Annotated in this window: 17 protein-coding genes; all 17 read left to right on the top strand. The window is 38.4% G+C overall.

Going from position 1 to position 18,925, the window contains the following annotated elements; all coding sequences use genetic code 11:
- The 17 genes from E7B10_RS07940 to E7B10_RS07860 all read left to right on the top strand — a co-directional run bounded on the left by E7B10_RS07940 (nt 1) and on the right by E7B10_RS07860 (nt 18,883).
- A complete protein-coding gene (locus tag E7B10_RS07940) occupies nt 1-933 on the top strand; it encodes a lysophospholipid acyltransferase family protein (RefSeq protein ID WP_004698446.1) in 933 nt (310 codons plus the stop codon).
- Nucleotides 920-1,456 (top strand): LPS export ABC transporter periplasmic protein LptC, encoded by a 537-nt coding sequence (gene lptC, locus E7B10_RS07935; RefSeq protein WP_004698432.1) that lies wholly within the window; start codon nt 920-922, stop codon nt 1,454-1,456. The genes E7B10_RS07940 and lptC overlap by 14 nt, the downstream gene beginning before the upstream one ends.
- Nucleotides 1,457-1,468: 12 nt before the next feature.
- Nucleotides 1,469-2,191 (top strand): LptA/OstA family protein, encoded by a 723-nt coding sequence (locus E7B10_RS07930; protein ID WP_004695505.1) that lies wholly within the window; start codon nt 1,469-1,471, stop codon nt 2,189-2,191.
- A gap of 9 nt (nt 2,192-2,200) precedes the next feature.
- The gene (lptB, locus tag E7B10_RS07925) at nt 2,201-2,920 is read left to right on the top strand and encodes an LPS export ABC transporter ATP-binding protein (RefSeq protein ID WP_004695507.1); all 720 of its coding nucleotides are present in this window, start codon (nt 2,201-2,203) and stop codon (nt 2,918-2,920) included.
- Nucleotides 2,921-2,928: 8 nt separating this feature from the next.
- The gene (locus tag E7B10_RS07920) at nt 2,929-4,020 is read left to right on the top strand and encodes an LptF/LptG family permease (RefSeq protein WP_105087056.1); all 1,092 of its coding nucleotides are present in this window, start codon (nt 2,929-2,931) and stop codon (nt 4,018-4,020) included.
- 33 nt (nt 4,021-4,053) lie between these two features.
- Nucleotides 4,054-5,268 (top strand): DUF3084 domain-containing protein, encoded by a 1,215-nt coding sequence (locus E7B10_RS07915; protein ID WP_316055562.1) that lies wholly within the window; start codon nt 4,054-4,056, stop codon nt 5,266-5,268.
- 114 nt (nt 5,269-5,382) lie between these two features.
- Nucleotides 5,383-5,910 carry a hypothetical protein gene (locus tag E7B10_RS07910; protein WP_024066127.1) on the top strand — a complete coding sequence of 176 codons (528 nt, stop codon included), beginning with the start codon at nt 5,383-5,385 and terminating at the stop codon, nt 5,908-5,910.
- Complete coding sequence (locus tag E7B10_RS07905) at nt 5,900-6,769, top strand: YitT family protein (protein ID WP_227283374.1); 870 nt, start codon at nt 5,900-5,902, stop codon at nt 6,767-6,769. The genes E7B10_RS07910 and E7B10_RS07905 overlap by 11 nt, the downstream gene beginning before the upstream one ends.
- 9 nt (nt 6,770-6,778) lie before the next feature.
- Nucleotides 6,779-7,351, top strand: a complete 573-nt coding sequence (lepB, locus tag E7B10_RS07900) for a signal peptidase I (RefSeq protein WP_316055561.1) — start codon at nt 6,779-6,781, stop codon at nt 7,349-7,351.
- Nucleotides 7,352-7,928: 577 nt separating this feature from the next.
- On the top strand, nt 7,929-9,191 hold the full coding sequence (locus E7B10_RS07895; RefSeq protein WP_004695518.1) for an S-layer homology domain-containing protein: 1,263 nt from the start codon (nt 7,929-7,931) through the stop codon (nt 9,189-9,191).
- A gap of 607 nt (nt 9,192-9,798) precedes the next feature.
- Entirely contained in the window at nt 9,799-11,082 is a 1,284-nt protein-coding gene (locus tag E7B10_RS07890; protein ID WP_101929016.1) for a putative porin, read from the top strand.
- Between the two features lie 195 nt (nt 11,083-11,277).
- On the top strand, nt 11,278-11,745 hold the full coding sequence (tnpA, locus tag E7B10_RS07885; RefSeq protein WP_101929021.1) for an IS200/IS605 family transposase: 468 nt from the start codon (nt 11,278-11,280) through the stop codon (nt 11,743-11,745).
- A gap of 361 nt (nt 11,746-12,106) precedes the next feature.
- On the top strand, nt 12,107-12,919 hold the full coding sequence (locus E7B10_RS07880) for a Cof-type HAD-IIB family hydrolase (RefSeq protein ID WP_287501660.1): 813 nt from the start codon (nt 12,107-12,109) through the stop codon (nt 12,917-12,919).
- Nucleotides 12,920-12,931: 12 nt separating this feature from the next.
- On the top strand, nt 12,932-13,846 hold the full coding sequence (gene rapZ, locus E7B10_RS07875) for an RNase adapter RapZ (protein WP_101929018.1): 915 nt from the start codon (nt 12,932-12,934) through the stop codon (nt 13,844-13,846).
- A gap of 12 nt (nt 13,847-13,858) precedes the next feature.
- The gene (yvcK, locus tag E7B10_RS07870; protein ID WP_021147900.1) at nt 13,859-15,208 is read left to right on the top strand and encodes a gluconeogenesis factor YvcK family protein; all 1,350 of its coding nucleotides are present in this window, start codon (nt 13,859-13,861) and stop codon (nt 15,206-15,208) included.
- A gap of 15 nt (nt 15,209-15,223) precedes the next feature.
- Nucleotides 15,224-16,171 carry a DNA-binding protein WhiA gene (gene whiA, locus E7B10_RS07865; protein ID WP_123138506.1) on the top strand — a complete coding sequence of 316 codons (948 nt, stop codon included), beginning with the start codon at nt 15,224-15,226 and terminating at the stop codon, nt 16,169-16,171.
- A 12-nt stretch (nt 16,172-16,183) separates the two neighbouring features.
- Nucleotides 16,184-18,883 carry an ATPase gene (locus E7B10_RS07860; RefSeq protein WP_316055560.1) on the top strand — a complete coding sequence of 900 codons (2,700 nt, stop codon included), beginning with the start codon at nt 16,184-16,186 and terminating at the stop codon, nt 18,881-18,883.
- The last annotated feature ends 42 nt before the right edge of the window (nt 18,884-18,925 follow it).

Raw genomic sequence — 18,925 nt, 5'->3', positions numbered from 1 at the left:
ATGAATAACGAATGGCAATACCATTTAGTTAAAGGCATTAGTTGGCTTGTTTGTCGACTACCATACAAGCTCATTTTGCTCATAGGCGCTTGTTTAGGTCCTGTATATGGGCTAATAGCGAAGAAGCAAAAGCTTAGAGGCATAAATAATATTAAAATTGGCATGAATATGAACGATCAAGAGGCGGAACAATTAATTAATAAGTTGTTCAAAAATCTTGGTCGCAGTGTTATGGAAGTATTATACATGCCAAACCTGACGAAATCCTTTATCAATAAACACATAGAGATGCGTGGTGTTGAACATTTAGAAAAGGCCATTGCTGAAGATAAGGGAGTTATCGTTCTTACCGGCCATGTAGGCAACTGGGAATGGATGGGGGCTGCTATGGCGGCTCATGGATATCCTTCCACTACAATTGTTAAGAAACAACCTAATGCTCAATTCACACGCCTTATGAATGAATATCGTGAGATGGTGGGGCTTGACGTATTTGCTAGTGGTGGCAACGAAATCGTTTCTGCTGCTAAGGCTTTAAAAAAGAAAAAACTTCTTGGATTCTTAGCTGACCAAGATGGATATATAAATGGTTTACCAGTTCCGTTTTTGGGACAAGATTCATCAGCTGTTATGGGACCAGCAACATTTGCAAAGAAATTTGGCTCTCCTGTAGTACCTATTTTTGCATCTCGTAAGCCTGAAGGAGGACATATCGTTCATATCTTGCCGGCATTACATTATGAGGAAACTGGCGATGAAGATGTTGATATGTATCGTCTAACTGAAGCCTGTGTACGTGTTACGGAAGAATTTATTCGTGAACATCCAGATGAGTGGCTTTGGTTCCAACATCGTTGGATGACTAAGATGGATCAAATTATTGATTACGATAAGAAGATAGCTATACGGGAGAGAGCGCATGAAAAACAATAAAAAGTTAATTGCCATTGTGGTCGCTATAGTATTAGCTCTAATCGGTCTTATTGTATTTATTATGAAAGACTCTAATGAGGCTAATTCCACTCAAAATCAAAGTGGACAACTCGTTAATTTCCAAGGTGCGGACTTGCAAGAGGAAAAGGATGGCAAGTTAGTATGGGCATTATCGGCTGAGAAGATTGAATATGACCCGCGTACAAAAGCTATCGTTCTGACCAATTTGAAAGGTCTGTTCTATCAAGATGATGTGACTACTACGATTACAGCTCCTCATGCTGTACTGACGGGGGATCGAAACTCTCTTGATATTGATCAAGGCGTTACTGCTACTAATACGGAGGGTGCAGAATTTAAAACTGAGGCCCTTCATTTTGATAACAAAACGAAAACATTGACATCTAAAACGGCTTTCACTTATAACAGCAAGGATGTAACCCTTACAGGTGACAAACTTGAGGGCAATATGTCCTTAAAAATTATTAAAGCCATTGGACATGCGAAATTAACAAAGAAGTAATTGAGAGGAAATATGATGAATAAGAAAAAACAGATTGGTATGGCTATATTAGCTGTACTCATGACCGCATCTGTTACAGTTTGGGCAGCAAATGATCCGTTGACTATCAGTGCTGATACATTGTCTTATGATGGCAATTCAGGTCGTGCAGATGCAACAGGTAATGTTGTTATTACCCAAGCGGATAAAACTATGACTGGTGCCAAGGGTTGGTACAATACAAAAACTCAAGAAGCAAATCTTGATGGTGGTGTATCTATGATTGGTTCTGATATGGCCATGTCTGCTCAAACGGTTCACAGTTACAATAATAATAAATTCACTGCTAATGGTAGCGTTCATTTACAACGTGCTGATCGCCAAATCTTTGGTGACAGTGTTGAGTATAGTACTGACTCTGAATACGGTCTTGTAACAGGTAATGCCCGTTTGATTGCTGAAGGGACAACCTTGACCGGTGATAAGGTAGAAGGCTGGATGAAGGAAGTTCGTGCTGTAGCGCAAGGTAATGTTACTTTCTCTAATCCTGAACGAAACGTATCTGGTTCTGCTGACCGAGCTACATATACGCAAACACCAAACCAAAATGATGGGGTTGTACTCTTATCTGGTTCTGCGCATGCCGTTCAAAATGGTAATGTACTGAATGCACCGGAACTGAAAATTCGTTTAGCTGATGATTCTGCTGAAACATTAGGTGGACGTAGCACACTTGTCATTGTTCCGAATAAATAAGGATAATATATGTATATTGAAACCAAAAACTTAGTTAAAACCTTTAGCGGACGCAATGTAGTAGATGGGGTGAGTCTTCGCGTTGATAAAGGCCAAGTTGTAGGTCTATTGGGTCCTAATGGGGCTGGTAAAACTACGTCATTTTATATGATTGTAGGCATTGAAAGACCGAGCTCTGGCATCATTACCGTTGATGGCAAGGATATTACAAATATTCCTATGTATAAACGGGCTGCTGAAGGGATTGGATACCTACCACAAGAGGCATCAATCTTTCGTTCCATGTCTGTAGAAGATAACATTCGTGCCATGCTACAGATTACGGCAAAAAAGCCTGATGAGATTGAAGCTATCGTTGAATCATTGATTGAAGAATTTCATATTGGACATGTCCGTGACCGTATGGGGATGCAATTATCTGGTGGTGAACGACGTCGAGTAGAAATTGCGCGTTGCCTCGCCTTAGAGCCTAATTTCATCCTTCTTGATGAACCTTTTGCAGGTGTCGATCCAATTGCGGTTGCTGACATTCAACAAATTATCTTGCACGTCAAGAATCGAGGTATTGGTATCTTGATTACAGACCATAATGTTCGTGAAACATTGGGGATTGTAGATAAGGCTTATATTTTGAGTAGTGGTAAAATCCTCCTAGAGGGTACCCCTGATGAAATTGCGAATGATCCAATCGCTCGTGAACATTATTTAGGGGATAACTTTAAATTATAGGAGGGGCTATGCGATTATTAGATAAATATATTTTAAAAGCCTTTGTAGGCCCATTCCTATTTGGGGTTTTTGCTTTTACTAGTATTTTTATTGGTACAGGCACATTGTTTAGGATTGCTCAATATATTACTGAATATGGAGCGCCATTGTTGCTTGTTATGCAAGCATTTGTCTTGGCTTTACCAAGTATTGTTATCTTGACATTCCCAATGTCGGTTTTGTTGGCTTCTCTTATGACTTTTAGTCGTTTGAGTAGCACTAGTGAAATCGTTGTTATGCGTGCTGGAGGTCTAAGCTTTTTACGCTTGGCCATGCCCGTATATATCATTGCACTCATCATTTCCATTGGGGCTGTAGCATTTAATGAATTTGTTGTGCCTCGTACAAATCATATGTATCAAACGATTGTGCGCGAACAAATTATGAAAAATGCATCACCTCAAACACAAAATCATATTGTATTAAAAACGATGAATGGTGATGAGCTAGGCACATTGATGTATGCTAAGAGCTATGATGCTGAAACCAAACAGTTGTCCATGATTACGGTTCAACAATTTGGGGAGGGTGGCAAGTTACAACAAGTTGAAAATGCAGATACAGCTATCTGGAATGGTCAATATTGGGTGATGCAAAATGGTATCATTTACGATTTATCAGCTGGTAATGGTGTTGAACGTACCATGAAATTTAAGGAGCAATCCTTACCGATTAAGTCTGCCCCAAAAGATATTCAACAAGATCAACGTAAACCTGAGGAATTGACGATTAAGGAATTACGTCACCAAATCAGAGCTTATAAGGCTGCTTATACTAATGCTAATAAACTTGAAATGGAAATGTACCAACGCTTCACAATTCCATTGGCAAGCTTTGTGTTTGCTCTCGTAGGTGCACCTTTAGGCCTTCAAAAACAACGCTCTAGTTCATCTATCGGCTTTGGTATTAGTATTCTCATCATCTTTATTTATTATGGGGTGATGACCTTTGCTGGTGCATTAGGGAAAGGTGGAGCATTGCCAACCATATTGGCTGCATTAATACCGGATACATTAGGTATTATTGCAGGATTGTATTTGAATTGGCGCGTATCGAAATAACAGATTGTATTCTTAGGAGAAAGGAGGGACATGATGTTAGTAGGTGTCAAAATCTTAATAATTATCGCTCTTATGGGTGGTCTCATTGCTTACATGGGGGATAAGCTGGGCACTAAAATTGGTAAACGTCGTATGTCCCTCTTTGGATTACGACCTAAGCACACATCTATTATAGTCACTATTGTGACAGGCCTTTTAGTTGCAGCAGCTACGGTTGGAGTATTAACCTTTACGTCTCAAAGTGTAAGAACCGCATTGTTCGGTATGGATCAGTTGCGAGCTGATATGAAGCAGTTGAATAATGAGGTCGCTGCAAAGACGCAAGAACTGATTCGTGGACAGGCTTTGTTAGAACAAAATAAACAAGAGCTTGAAGAGCGGATGGCCGAGATTGAACAAATTCGCCGTGAAGTAGAGGCTACAAAAACCGAATTGGCGAGTGCACAAGCTGCTAAAGACGCAACAGAAGCCGAATTGGCATCTTTACAAGCCTCTTATGCTGAGGTGTCTCAAAAGGTAGCTGAGCTTGAAGCAACACGTGCTAAGATGGAAGCGCATATTAAGAATCTACAAAATACACAAGAACAATTGCAGAATGGCATCATTCATTTACGGGAAGGAACCATTCTCTTCCAAGTAGATCAGTTATTAGCACAAGCTGTTGTACGACCTGGTTTAAGTGAAGAAGATAGTAATAATGCTATTAAACATATTATCGATGATACAAATAAACTTGTTTTACGTCGCTTAGGTATAGAAGATAATGGTCAATCCGTTGTGTATGTAGATCGTCAGAATATTGAGGTAGCTACACAAAAGCTTAATAGAGCAAAGACTCCAATGGTGGTTCAAGTGGTTGCTGCTGGAAATATTATTGCTGGTGAACCAGCGGTAGCAGTTATCCAAGTTTACCCACAACAATTTATTTATAAAAATGGAGAAGTAATCCATTCTGCTATAATGGATGGTGACCCTAACGCTCAATCTGCTATGCTTCAATTCTTAAAGCAAGTAAATGAAAAGGCAAGAGAGAAAGGGATTATTCCGGATTCCTTATCTGGTGATATCGGAACGATACCAGGGGATGATTTGTTTACTGCTATTCGTCGTATTGCTACAATGCATGGCAAGGTTCATGTGGAAGCGTATGTTGATGGTGATACATATTCATCTGGTCCTGTGCATCTTAAGTTACGTATTACTCAAATGCCTGTTTTTAATGATAAGGCTAAAATGCCAGCTTATTAAATTGAATAGTATTTTGGTTTATATACTTTAAACGAAGGTCTTATGTAAATTTTTACATAAGACCTTCGTTTTGTGTTAAAATATAAATGCTGTATTAGAAATGAGGATAGTAATATGACTGATACTACGTACATTTTGGCTGTAGATCCAGGCAATGAAAAAACAGGTGTAGCAATTGTGACACCTTCTGGTACTATGGTATGTCGTAAAATTATTATGACAAAACAGTTCAATGGTGAAATTGAACGTATATTAACTGAATATTATGGTATTGTTCATATGGTATGTGGAAATGGTACAAATCATAAATATTTATATCCATCTCTCCAACAAATTGGACGAAATCACAGAATTACTACTAGTTTAATTGATGAATCGCATAGTACTGAGGAGGCTCGAAAATTATATTGGCAATATAATTCACCTACAGGGTGGCGTAAGATTATCCCTACGTCTATGCAATTTCCACCAGAGCCTGTAGATGATTTAACTGCTTTTATTATTGGTTTACGTTATACAAAACAGTTAAACCAAACTGCTAATGATATACAAAGTAATATGATGGACTCTGGTGAGTTAGAAGAAAAGAGACTACATGCTATGGAGCAGTTGTACGGTAAAGGAGAAGTGCATGAAAAATGAAGCTTCAACGCATAAGTGGTCAAATTTTATTATGCGTTGCTTAATGATGATCTTAGGGGCTCTAATTTATACTATAGGCTTAGATTTATTTTTAGTACCGAATAATATCATCGATGGTGGTGTAGTTGGTATTTCCTTGATGGCTGCAGAGCTTTCCGGAATTTCTTTTAGTATTTTCGTCGTACTCTTTAACTTGCCTTTCTTATATATTGGCTATAGAGCTAATGGCAAAAACTTTACTTTCTCTACACTATTTTCTATCGTATGGATGGCAATTTTCTCTACCTTTGCTCATAATTTTACACCTATTACGACAGATCCATTTTTAGGATCTATCTTTGGTGGTATCATTTTAGGTATTGGGGTAGGCCTCATTATACGTAATGGTGGTTCTTTAGATGGCTCTGAAATTGTGGCAATCATCTTTGATAGACGTTCCACTTTCTCCGTTGGTGAAATCGTAATGGCTATGAATCTCATTATTCTTGGTGCCGCAGGTTTTGTATATAGTTGGAATAGTGCTATGTATTCCTTAATTGCTTATTTCATTGCTTATAAGATGATCGATATTACAATTACAGGCCTTGATGAATCTAAAGGGGTAATGATTATTACAGATGCAGAGAACTCTAAGAATCTTGCAGATGCATTAAATGCGAACCTTAATCGTGGTGTTACAATTATGTATGGTGAAGGGGGCTATTTAAAGCAACCTAAGCATGTTTTATATTCTGTAGTAACAAGACTTGAAATTATGAGGTTAAAAAATACTGTTTATGAAGTAGATCCATCGGCATTTATTACGATTCAAGATGTACATGATGTATTTGGTGGTAGATTTACAAAGAACGGTCATTAAGGGGTTAATATGAGTAATAAAATAGTAAAAGAAATATTAGATTGGATTTATGCCATTGTATTGGCATTAATTATTGCCATGGTAATTCATATTTTCTTGATTCAACCAACACGTGTATCTGGTGAATCAATGGAGGATACATTACACAATGGTCAATATTTAATTGTAACGAAATGGCATCATATTATGAATGAAATGCCAAATTATGGTCAAATTGTAATCATTGATAGTCGTGTTAATCGCGCACGTACTTGGGTAGATGATGTAGAAGAACCATTGATGAACTATGCATCAGTCTTTAATAAAGCTGCTCAAACAAATGATGTATGGGTTAAGCGCGTTATCGGTCGTCCTGGTGATGTATTAGAGTTTAAAGATGGTTATGTATGGCGTAATGGTGAACAATTACAAGAACCATATACAAAAGATACAAAAATGAATTATACCCGGTCTACACCTGTAACAGTTCCTGAAGGTCATGTATTTGTAATGGGGGATAATCGCAATCACTCTAGTGATAGTCGTTTTATCGGCCCAGTTCCTGTTGATCATATTCTAGGATTTGTTTCTTACGCAATTTAATAATCGTGAAAGCCTATCTACGATAAATTTCATCGTAGATAGGCTTTTTATAAGTTAAGAAGGATTAAGTTATGTTGTATCTTGTGAAATGTATACTAAATAAAATTTAGCAAGACGGCTAGGTCGAATCTAAATATATCACTTATCAATCTTATAGAAAATAAATAATTCAAACAAATGAATTAATATAAATTATAAGTATATCTAAATTTAATAAGTGATAATTATTAAAATTGTGGTTATAGATAATAAAATTATCTATTTTTTTAGACTATAAAATGAAATTTTGTAAAATTAAATTTTTAAAAATGCAGTAATAATCTATGTTTTTGGTATAATTTTTATTCATGAAAGAAATTTCATAAAATTTAGTTGTGTAAAATGCTTTACAAAGTTTTGGGGTGGTGGTATATTCACATCAACAGAAAGGCTACGCTACAAAGAAGTGGAGCTAAGATAGATAATTTAGTTGAGGAAACATGGACACTCCTAATACATCTTTCATAGTGATACTACTTATGTAGTGAATGTCTTCTGCAAATATAAATTCTTATTTATAAGAAAGAAGGAATTCATTATGAAAAAACAATTCGCAACAATGTTAGCAGCAACAGCAGTGTTAGGTGTAACAACAGCATTTGCTGCAAATCCATTCTCCGATGTAACTCCAGATAGTTGGGCATACCAAGCAGTATCCCAATTAGCACAAGCTGGTATCGTTAATGGTTATCCAGATGGCACTTTCAAAGGCCAAAACAATATCACTCGTTATGAAATGGCTCAAATGGTAGCTAAAGCTATGGCTAACCAAGATCGTGCTAACGCTGAACAACAAGCTATGATTAACCGCTTGGCAGATGAGTTCTCTAACGAGTTGAACAACCTCGGCGTTCGAGTATCTCGCTTAGAAGACCGTGTAGGTAATGTAAAGGTAACTGGTGATGCCCGTATCCGTTACCAAGGTTCTGAAGACAAAGGTGTTTACAAAGCTAATAGTAAATCTTTAACTGACGGCCGTGCACGTGTACAATTCAATGCTAATGTAAATGATAAAACACAAGCAGTTGTTCGTGTAAAAGGTAATTACGAATTTGGTGACTCTACTAAAGGTTCTCAAGCAACAATCGATCGTGCATACGTAGATCACAAATTTGGTAGCAACGTATCTGCTAAAGCTGGTCGTTTCCAACAAACAATTGGTGGCGGTTTGATGTACGATGATACATTTGATGGTGCACAATTGAACGTAGGTAATGATAAAGTTCAAGTACAGGGTGCATATGGTTATATGATTGATGGTGCTGCTGATGGCAACTCCAAATCTGATAACCCATCTGTATCCTATGTAGGCTTAAAAGGTAAAGTTGGTAAAGAATCCTCCGTTGGTGGTTTCTATTCCAGATTATCTAGCGGCAACTTGAACCACAATGGTGTAACAGTTAATTCCGATAAACAAGATGTTTACGGTTTCAATGCGGACTTCCGTAAAAATAAATTGTGGGCTGGCGGTGAATGGTTGAAAGCTTCCAATGTAGATAATTCTCAAGCTTGGACAGCAGGTCTTGGTTATGGTAACTACGACATCGCTAAAAAAGGTACATGGGATGTGAAAGGTCAATACTTCAACCAAAAAGCTAATGCACCAATCGTAAGTTCCACTTGGGATCAAGCATATGATTTAACAAATACATCTAATGGTTACAAAGGTTACATGGCTAGCGTAGACTACGCAGTACAAGATAACGTAGGTTTATCCGCAGGTTATGGTTTCAACTCTAAAGACCAAAGCGGTAATGATCTTTCCGATTTCTATCGTGCAGAATTAAATTACAAATTCTAATTCCCTCACAAACAAAAAAAGACTTCTTCGGAAGTCTTTTTTTTGTTGCATAAAAGTATTATGAATTATTTTATATATAATAGTATATATATAGTAAAATGTTTTATAAATACATAATATTAAAAGTAATCGAATGATTTAGTGGTTATCAAGAATTATATCCATTATATTGTAGGATATATTTATAAAATCTTTCTGTATAGAAAGATAAATTTCTTATTAATTATATATATATTAATAAGTTTAACTTAATGAAAAATATAATAAAAATTCTCAATTAATAGAAAGGGATATAAAATTAAATTTTTTTATGAAAAAAGTTATACCTTATAAAACTAGATAAAATCTAATCTTGAAGATATTTTAAGTTATAAAAATAAGATGTTGAGAATACAATTGAGAAAAAAGGGTTTACATGAAAAAATGGTTGTGCTAATATCACCGTACAAGAAGTAGCAAACATATGAAACGAAGAACTTCGATGAAGAATGTGGCGAGGAAACGTGGACACTCCCAAAGATTCTTAATCTGAAGAACTGAGTAGAATGTGAATGTTATGACTTGAACATTTTATTTTCTATTTTTTTCAGAAAGAAGGAATTCAACTATGAAAAAACAATTCGCAGCAATCTTTGCAGCAACAGCAGTTTTGGGTGTAACTACTGCATTCGCAGCTAACCCATTCTCCGATGTAACTCCAGATTCTTGGGCATACCAAGCAGTTTCTCAATTGGCTAACGCTGGTGTTATCAATGGTTACCCAGATGGTACTTTCAAAGGCCAAAACAACATCACTCGTTACGAAATGGCTCAAATGGTAGCTAAAGCTATGGCTAACCAAGACCGCGCTAACGCAGAACAACAAGCTATGATCAACCGTTTGGCTGATGAATTCTCTAACGAATTGAACAACTTGGGCGTTCGTGTAGCTCGTTTGGAAGACCGCGTTGGTAACGTAAAAGTTACTGGTGATGCTCGTCTTCGTTATAAAGATGCTGAACATGCTAAATCCAAATTCGACGCTCGTGCACGTGTACAATTCAACGCAAAAGTAAACGATCGCACTGATGCAGTTGTTCGTATGACTTCCGGTAGCTTCGAATTGGGCAACTCTGAAAATGAAGATAAAGCAGATGCTACAATTGATCGCGCTTATGTAAACCATAAATTCGGCGAACATGTATCCGCTAAAGCTGGTCGTTTTAACCAAGTTCTTGGTGGCGGTTTAGCATTCGATGGTACATTCGATGGTGCACAATTCAACGCTGGTAACGATAAAGTAAACTTACAAGCAGCTTATGGTTACATGGTATCTGGTAATATCGGCTTGCTTACTGGTACTCCAAAACTTGATGCTAATGGTAATCCTCAAATTGATCCTAATGGCACTGTTGTTTGGGATAATTCCTTATCTAAAATGAGTAATGTAACTCATACATATGTAGGCTTGAATGGTAAAGTAGGTAAACACACTATGGTTGGTGGTTTCTACGATCGCGTTAACCAATCCTCTGGTTACAAAAACATCTACGGCTTCAACGCTGACGCTAACTTTGACAAAGTTTGGGTAGGTGGCGAATGGTTGAAAGCTTCCAACGTTGACGAATCTCAAGCTTGGACTGCAGGCGTTGGTTTCGGTAACTACGACATCAAAAAACAAGGTACTTGGGGTGTAAAAGGTCAATACTTCGATGCAAAAGTTAATGCTCCAATCGTAGATACAACTTACAACCACATCTACACTACAAATGCTAAAGGTTGGATGGCTTCCGTTGACTATGCATTGCAAAACAATGTTGGTTTGTCTGCTAACTACGGCTTCGACTGGAAAGACCAAAACGGTAACGACAAATCTGACTTCTACCGTGCAGACCTTAACTACAAATTCTAATTTGATAGTTAATTATATGAAAGAGACTTCTTCGGGAGTCTCTTTTTTGTGTTGTACGCCGAATAGGCATATGACTAAACCCCCAGTTAAACTGGGGGTCAGTAAAAATTCTTAGAGAAAAGAAACGAACCTCCTAGTGCTAGAATGGAGTTGATCTGGCAACCACAACATTTCAACATAGGAGGTTCAATGTCAATGAATGACGTAAAAAGCTTATCACATAGTAAATGGAGATGTAAATATCATATTGTTTTTGCTCCAAAATATAGAAGACAAATAATTTATGGGTGGATAAAAGCTGATGTAGGTAAAATTCTAAGAGATTTATATAAGAGAAAAAATGTAGAAATTATCGAGGCGGAATGCTGTCCGGATCATATCCATATGCTAGTAACGATTCCACTACATTTAAGTGTATCGAGTTTTATGGGGTATTTAAAAAGCAAAAGTAGCCTCATGATATTCGATAAACACGCAAATTTAAAATATAAGTATGGAAATAGATATTTCTGGTGTAGAGGAGGATATTATGTGGATACGGTGGGACAATATGAAGGGGCGATAAAAGAGTATATTCGCAATCAACTACAAGAAGATATAGCACAAGATACATTAAACTTTAAAGAGTATACCGACCCGTTTACGGGTGAGCCGGTAAAATAGGCAAAAGAAAAGCCCCCGAGTAGGGGGGGGGAGCCAGTGGTAATAGAGTGGTTGTCAGATCATTCAATGCCCTCTTTAGAGGGCCACCACTAGAGAAAGACCCTTATAGGGTCAGAGCAAACCACCCGTTTTACGGGTGGTTATGATTTAATATAAAATTAAATGAAAATTATATGAATTATTTATTATGTTGACTTATTAATAATATATAATTGATTAATAATAGAGGATTTTTATTTCATGAAAATTTCATGAGTAAATTTTCTTGTCATTATTAGGTTATTACCGCTAATTTCTATCTATATAGCCACTATTAATGGTATAATAAAGAGTATTTAAAATTTCTATAAAGGCGGCGAATATGAATCCTTTTTTTTCTCATATTAAAATGGTTGCCATCGATTGTGACGAAACTTTGGTGCGTAGCGATAATACTATATCTGACTATACAGTAGATGTATTACATCGGTTGCAGCAAAGGGGTGTTGCTATTACGATTGCTACGGGGCGTATGTACCAAACGGCTAAGCCCATTGGGCAGGCATTAAAGCTTGGTAATGTGTCGATGATTTTATTTTCTGGTGGCCTCATTCAAGAGTTGGAAACAGGATGTAAACTGTTTGAACAGACTGTTTCTATTGAAGTGGTACGTCGTATTTATGAATTAGCAAAACAATATGATTGGCATATTCAATCCTATATAGATGATCATTTGCTATGTCATCATAAAACGTGGCAGTCCGCTCTCTATGAAAAACAGACTGGTGCTACGGCAGAATTTTTAGGTGATACGTTATATAGTTTAAACTCTGAACCGAATAAGCTAATTGCCATAGATACAGTAGAAGGAATTAACAGAATTATTGAAATTTTAACTCCTAGAGTTGGTGATATGGTGACTCTAGTTCGTAGCCAAAAAGACTTTTTAGAAATCGTTGCCCTTAATGTGTCAAAGGGGCGTGCTTTGACACAACTAGCTTTAGATAATCATATTAGTTTAGAACATATCGTTTCTTTTGGTAATGCAGAAAATGATATTTCTATGCTACGTAAAACAGGTTACTCTGTAGCTGTTGAAAACGCTACAGATCATGTAAAATCTGTGGCTCATACAATTTGTGGCCACCATAATGACGATGGCGTAGCCCATTGGATTGAAGATAATCTTTTATAATGGAGTAAAACTATGGAAGCATTTCGTTTGTTAATAGTTACAGGTATGTCAGGTGCCGGCAAAACTCAGGTATTGCAAGCTTTAGAAGATATGGGGTATTTATGTATTGATAATATTCCCCCTGTGCTGATCCCTAAATTAAGTGAAATTTGCCGACAAGGTGGAGAACGGACTAATCGCGTTGCTCTTGTTGTAGATATTCGGGGTGGCGAATTTTTTGAAGCTCTTTCTTCATCTTTAGATACATTAAAAGATATGAAGGTAGATTTTGAAATTGTATTTATGGATGCTACAGATGAGACTTTGATTCGTCGATATAAGGAAAGTCGACGGAGTCATCCATTGGCTCCTAATGGGCTGATTACAACAGGGCTAAAGAAGGAACGCCAAATTCTTAACTCTGTGCGCCATAAAGCAGATTTTATTATTGATACCACTAATATGAAAACAGCCAGCTTGAAAGAGTATTTAAAAACGCGTTTTGCTCAAGTTGATGAAGCTCATGGTATGGCTATTACTGTAGTGAGCTTTGGTTTTAAATATGGTATTCCTCTCGATGCAGATATGGTATGGGATGTTCGTTTTCTACCAAATCCATTTTATATTCCTGAGTTTCGTCATAAAACAGGTCGTGTAAAAGCAGTGAATGAATATATCCATTCCTTTGAAGTAACCGAGGAATTTAAAAAACGTTACTTTGATACCATGGATTTCCTTGTACCAAATTATGAACAAGAAGGGAAATCTCAGTTTATTGTGGCAGTAGGTTGCACAGGTGGTATGCATAGATCTGTAGCTATGGCAGAGGCTCTATATTCCCACTTGTTAGAAAAAGGATATCGTGTCACTGTTGAACATAGAGATATGATGAAAAATAATGTAGAAGAAGATTATAATCCTCATGAAATTATAACACTTGATAAATAGATAGGGGGGATTATGTTGCGAAAAGGATGGTTCCGGTGGCTAATTCCGGGTCTAAATATAAAACGTTGGCTTGCCCTATTTAGTTGTGGTGTAGGTCTTTTAATTATTGGCATTTCCTTGATGTTTAACTATCAATGGCTTGCGGTTCTTGAAGATATTGTACTTGCCTTTTCTTATAATATGACGGGCTTTTACAATTATAATGTACTCATTGCTGTAGGGGCTGTAGTATTATCGATTGGCGCTGTATTAATGCTCATCGGTACAAGTAAAGTTATAAAAACGATTATTCGTGCGGTACTACCTAATCCTGACAGCAAGGTATCGGATATTATCTTTCAAAATATCCGACTCGATAAGGGCCCTAAAATTGTAGTAATCGGTGGGGGTACAGGCTTATCAAATTTATTGCGTGGTTTGAAATCACATACATCAAACCTATCTGCGATTGTAACAGTTGCTGATGATGGAGGTTCTTCTGGCCGCTTGCGAGAAGATTTTCAAATGATAGCACCTGGTGATTTAAGAAACTGTTTAGTATCACTAGCTGAACAAGAAGGGGTAATGGAGAACTTATTCCGTTACCGCTTCGAAGGGGAAAATGAGCTTTCTGGACACAGCTTTGGTAATCTCTTTATCACTGCGCTTGCTCAAGTTTACGATGGAGATATTGAAGAAGCTCTTGAAGCGGCTAGTAAATTGTTGCGTGTCCGTGGTCGTGTAATTCCTTCCTCTACAGAGTTCATTAAATTGCGTGCAGAGATGACAGATGGCACTATTGTAGAAGGTGAAAGTAATATACCACACTCGGGTAAACGGATTCGTCATATCTATAGTGATCCAGCATTGCCTAAGCCAGAGGGGGCTGCATTACGTGCCATTGATGAAGCCGATGTGATTATTTTAGGTCCTGGTAGTTTATATACTAGCATTATCCCAAATTTACTAACTGATAAATTGGCCTCTCATGTACGTGCCAGTAAGGCTAATAAAATCTATATTGCTAATGTTATGACACAACCGGGTGAAACCACAGGCTACACATTAAATGACCATGTAGAGGCTTTAATTGCTCATGGCGGAGAAGGAATTATAGATACTGTTCTTGCCAATGATGGGCCGTTGCCAATTCAAATGGTTGAACAATATAGTGCTGTAGGATCTGAACCATTGGTATTAGATACTAAAAAGTTACAAGACAAAGGAATCCGCACTATACGAGCTACCTTAATTAATCCTCAAAAACCAGCTGTTCACGATCCTGAACGGTTAGGTAAAGTTATTATGGATATCATTCATGCTATGCAATCTAACACTGAACCGCATATCTTAGAATATTATCTTCAACGAGATGATCATTAATGAGAAGGGATGTCCATGTCATTTGCAGAAGATGTAAAAAATGAATTATGCCAATATGAAGCCTCTAGTGATGCGGATGTGGCCATGAAAATTGAAGCGTCTTGCTTATTGCGTATGAGCGGATCTATCATTTTGGGGATGAAAGGTGCCGTTGGCATTCGTTTGGCTACGGCTAATAATGCAGTAGCTCGTCGGTTGCTTGGTATTTTGAAAAAGCAATACGAATTACCTACAAATGTATTAGTACGACAAGGTTTAAACCTGCGTAAAAAAAATATGTATACGCTCTCTGTGGAACCTTCTACAGAGGGGAGACAGGCTTTAGAGGATCTCGCTTTATGGCCTGTAACCGAACAAATCCCTCGCAGTTGGCTCAAATCAATGGAAGCACGACGTGCCTTTTTAAGGGGAGCTTTTTTAGGGGGAGGCTCTGTTAATAAACCACAAAGTGATTACCATCTTGAGTTTATGACGGGGAATGAGACTTTTGCGAGGGAAATTATTCATGTATTACGACTCTTTCACATTCACGCTGGTCTAACGGAGCGGAAGGACGAGTATGTAGTATATCTTAAAGAAGGGGATGCAGTAACAAATTGTTTGCAAATCATGGGTGCTCAATCGGCGCTTATGGAATTTGAAAACGTGCGGATTATGAAAACCGTACGGAATCAAATTAATCGTCAAGTCAACTGTGAGACGGCAAATTTACAGAAGGTTGTGGATGCAGCAGTTCGTCAGGTAAAAGCAATCCGTATTATTGATAGAGAAATCGGTATTGAAGAATTACCTGAAAAGTTGCGCGTCGTTGCAAGACTTCGGTGGGAGAATCCTGAAGCGAGTTTAAAAGAGCTTGAAGAGTTGATGGAGGGGGAACTATCTAAATCTGGAATTGGCCATCGACTAAAGAAGATTGAAGCATTAGCACTTACGTATGACCCGTTGGGGCTCGAAGAAGTATAGAGGTAATAATATATGTTTTCCTATAAATCAAGATATTGTGTAGCTGCGGCTATGGCTGCCATGGCTGCCCTTACAGGCCATGTAGAAGCTCGTGATATAGATTTACAATCAATTGGATATTTTCAGTTTTCTCCGTTGCCACCATCGTTGGTGTCTCAAACGGATACATTGCTCCTATCGGATAGTCCTGAATATGTAGGACCTGTAGGAGGTACGTTAAGTGCAGGTACAATTAATGGCAATGGTCGTATCTATTTCTATCATGTAAATGAAATGGATTTACCTCACAAGATTGCTATCGTCTTAGAAAACCAAACGGCTTATCCAACTTCAGTACATGTCATGAGACAATTAAAATCTGTAGCTACACCTGATTATTTTGCAGCAGGTCGTGATTTGTCTCGAAAGGATTTGGAGCAACCTCTTAATGAAAGCCCAGATGCAAGACCATTATATACTCTTAGCATCCCACCACAAGGGCGCCAATTAATCTTTAGTGACTTAGAAAATACACCGGTAAATCGAGATGCATTATTTACGGGTATTGTAGATATTAAAACAGAAGGGCCTATATTTGCGCGTGTCATGATGTTGCCTATGGGGATGGACCCTGTAGATGCATCACATTGGGTGAAAAACCTTCCTATTGATGAAATACAATTACGCGGTACTTATACTGGTGCTAAGCGTAATATGGAGGTTACTACACCATTCGATACCTCTTTAGGTGGTGCCTTTGTAGAAATTGGTAATGACCGAGAAGATACGTTTATTAATGGTGTAGACGAAATGCAAAATAAAGCATTTGTTCGAGATCGTGGTAACTATGGCGTATCGTATACGTTAAAAATTCCTACAAAGGGGAATGAACCGTTTAGACTGTATTTTAATCCTCTTGGGGGACCTTATTCTGGTTCCTTTACGGTAAAAACATTGCATCAACAAGGTGCTAGAAGGGGGCAGACAGATACACGGACTTACCACATTGGTGGTGCAGATGGTATTTCCGCATTAGGGGAAGGTACTATATTAGATAGCCGTCTTTTAGGGAACTATAATGCGGGCGATTTATTAACATTAAACTTTATGCCAGCCGGTGCATCGAATTTGCCAATTCGTTTCTTGTTGATTCCTGAATCTCTTGCAAATCCACAAAAACATCAAACTATTGCTGTTAATGTACCAAAAGATGTTAAAGATATTTTAGGGAACCCAACTCAAGGGGGAACACAAATACCTGTAGGACCTGTAGGTGGTAAAGATGGAGATAAAGGGTCCGTAGATACTAAAAAATCTACTGTTGAAAGTCCAGCTAAACGGGCAGAAACAATTGCTCATGAAGAAACTAAAAAGTTAAGCGATAAAGCTGCAGCAGATGTAAAAAAAGAAGCACAACTTAAAAAGGCAAAAGATGAGAAAGAAGCATTAGCTCGTAAAAAAGCTGAAGAGGCTCGACTAGCTGCAGAAAAAGCCGAAATGTTGCGAAAGGCTGCAGAAGCCAAGCATGCTGAAATTGAGCGCAAGATGGCTGAAAAAGCCGAAGCAGAGCGTAAAGCAGAGGAAGCTCGCAAGGCGGAAGCGGCTCGTAAAGCTGAAATGGCACGTATCGAGGCAGCGAGAAAAGCGGAAGCAGATCGGCTAGAGGCGGCTCGTAAAGCAGAAGAAGCTCGACTAGCAGCGGAAGCAAAACGTCTTGAAGAAGAACGTAGAATTGAAGCTGCTCGTATTGAGGCCGCACGCAAAGCGGAGGAAGAAAGAAAAGCGGCCGAAGCTAAGGCACGCTTTGAAGCGCAAAGAGCAGCAGAAAAAGCTGCTTTAGAGGCCAAAAAGGCCGAAGAGGAACGCTTGGCTGCTGAGGCTAGAGCTCGTTTAGAAGCACAACGTAAAGCCGAGCAGGAAGCATTGGAAGCAAGACGTGCCGAAGAAGCTCGTAAAGCAGCAGAAGCGAAAGCTGCTTTAGAAGCACAACGTGCTGCTGAGCAAGCCGCTCTTGAAGCGAAGCGTCAAGAAGATGCTCGTAGAGCGGCAGAGGCTAAGGCTGCTTTGGAAGCACAACAAATAGAAGCAGCAAGAAAAGCAGAAGAGGCTCGTCGTGCGGAGGAAGCTCGTAAAGCAGAGGCGGCTCGCATAGCGGCGGAAGCTCGTAAGGCAGAGCAAGAGCGACTTGCTGCAGAACGAGCTGAAGCAGAACGTCAAGCAGCCGAGGCACGACGCCTTGCTGAGGAACGATATAAAGCGCAACTAGAGGCAGAACGTAAAGCTGAAGCTGCCCGTCAACAAGCGTTGGCTCAAGCTGAAATAGAGCGTAAAGCAAAAGAGCGTGCTGAAGCGATTCAACGTGTTCGAGATCAACAAGAAAGCGCTCGTCGTCGTGCAGAACTTGCCCGTCAACAACTTGAAGCCGAACGTAAGGCTGCTCAAGCATCTAAGAGGACTCCTTCCTTCAGTGAACTTGATGATATTCATGGGGATACATCAAATGTAACTATTCCAAATGCTGTATCCATTGATGAGTTGACAAAACCTAGACCGACTGCATCTCAAAATACACGTCGTCGTGAGCAACGTCAACCTCAATTGTCGCCAAATCAGCAATATGTGCAGATAAATCCTGTAGCGAATGAGCCGCAACAAGATCAAATGCCATATACTCCACAAAATGAACAGCAAAATGATGAAGAAAACCCACCAAAATTATATCCATTAGATTAAGACCCTTAATTTCTAAAAAAGAAATTTTAGATTAAAGTTTAA

The sequence above is a fragment of the Veillonella sp. genome, from assembly GCF_032470285.1.
GTDB lineage: Bacteria > Bacillota > Negativicutes > Veillonellales > Veillonellaceae > Veillonella.
Note: the sequence above shows the minus strand (reverse complement) of the source record. Positions and strands in the feature narration are given on the sequence as shown.

Bases quoted from the DNA above. Each gene is read 5' to 3' on its own strand.
- E7B10_RS07940 (WP_004698446.1), top strand. From the start codon at position 1: ATGAATAACGAATGGCAATACCATTTAGTTAAAGGCATTAGTTGGCTT.
- lptC (WP_004698432.1), top strand. From the start codon at position 920: ATGAAAAACAATAAAAAGTTAATTGCCATTGTGGTCGCTATAGTATTA.
- E7B10_RS07930 (WP_004695505.1), top strand. From the start codon at position 1,469: ATGATGAATAAGAAAAAACAGATTGGTATGGCTATATTAGCTGTACTC.
- lptB (WP_004695507.1), top strand. From the start codon at position 2,201: ATGTATATTGAAACCAAAAACTTAGTTAAAACCTTTAGCGGACGCAAT.
- E7B10_RS07920 (WP_105087056.1), top strand. From the start codon at position 2,929: ATGCGATTATTAGATAAATATATTTTAAAAGCCTTTGTAGGCCCATTC.
- E7B10_RS07915 (WP_316055562.1), top strand. From the start codon at position 4,054: ATGTTAGTAGGTGTCAAAATCTTAATAATTATCGCTCTTATGGGTGGT.
- E7B10_RS07910 (WP_024066127.1), top strand. From the start codon at position 5,383: ATGACTGATACTACGTACATTTTGGCTGTAGATCCAGGCAATGAAAAA.
- E7B10_RS07905 (WP_227283374.1), top strand. From the start codon at position 5,900: ATGAAAAATGAAGCTTCAACGCATAAGTGGTCAAATTTTATTATGCGT.
- lepB (WP_316055561.1), top strand. From the start codon at position 6,779: ATGAGTAATAAAATAGTAAAAGAAATATTAGATTGGATTTATGCCATT.
- E7B10_RS07895 (WP_004695518.1), top strand. From the start codon at position 7,929: ATGAAAAAACAATTCGCAACAATGTTAGCAGCAACAGCAGTGTTAGGT.
- E7B10_RS07890 (WP_101929016.1), top strand. From the start codon at position 9,799: ATGAAAAAACAATTCGCAGCAATCTTTGCAGCAACAGCAGTTTTGGGT.
- tnpA (WP_101929021.1), top strand. From the start codon at position 11,278: ATGAATGACGTAAAAAGCTTATCACATAGTAAATGGAGATGTAAATAT.
- E7B10_RS07880 (WP_287501660.1), top strand. From the start codon at position 12,107: ATGAATCCTTTTTTTTCTCATATTAAAATGGTTGCCATCGATTGTGAC.
- rapZ (WP_101929018.1), top strand. From the start codon at position 12,932: ATGGAAGCATTTCGTTTGTTAATAGTTACAGGTATGTCAGGTGCCGGC.
- yvcK (WP_021147900.1), top strand. From the start codon at position 13,859: ATGTTGCGAAAAGGATGGTTCCGGTGGCTAATTCCGGGTCTAAATATA.
- whiA (WP_123138506.1), top strand. From the start codon at position 15,224: ATGTCATTTGCAGAAGATGTAAAAAATGAATTATGCCAATATGAAGCC.
- E7B10_RS07860 (WP_316055560.1), top strand. From the start codon at position 16,184: ATGTTTTCCTATAAATCAAGATATTGTGTAGCTGCGGCTATGGCTGCC.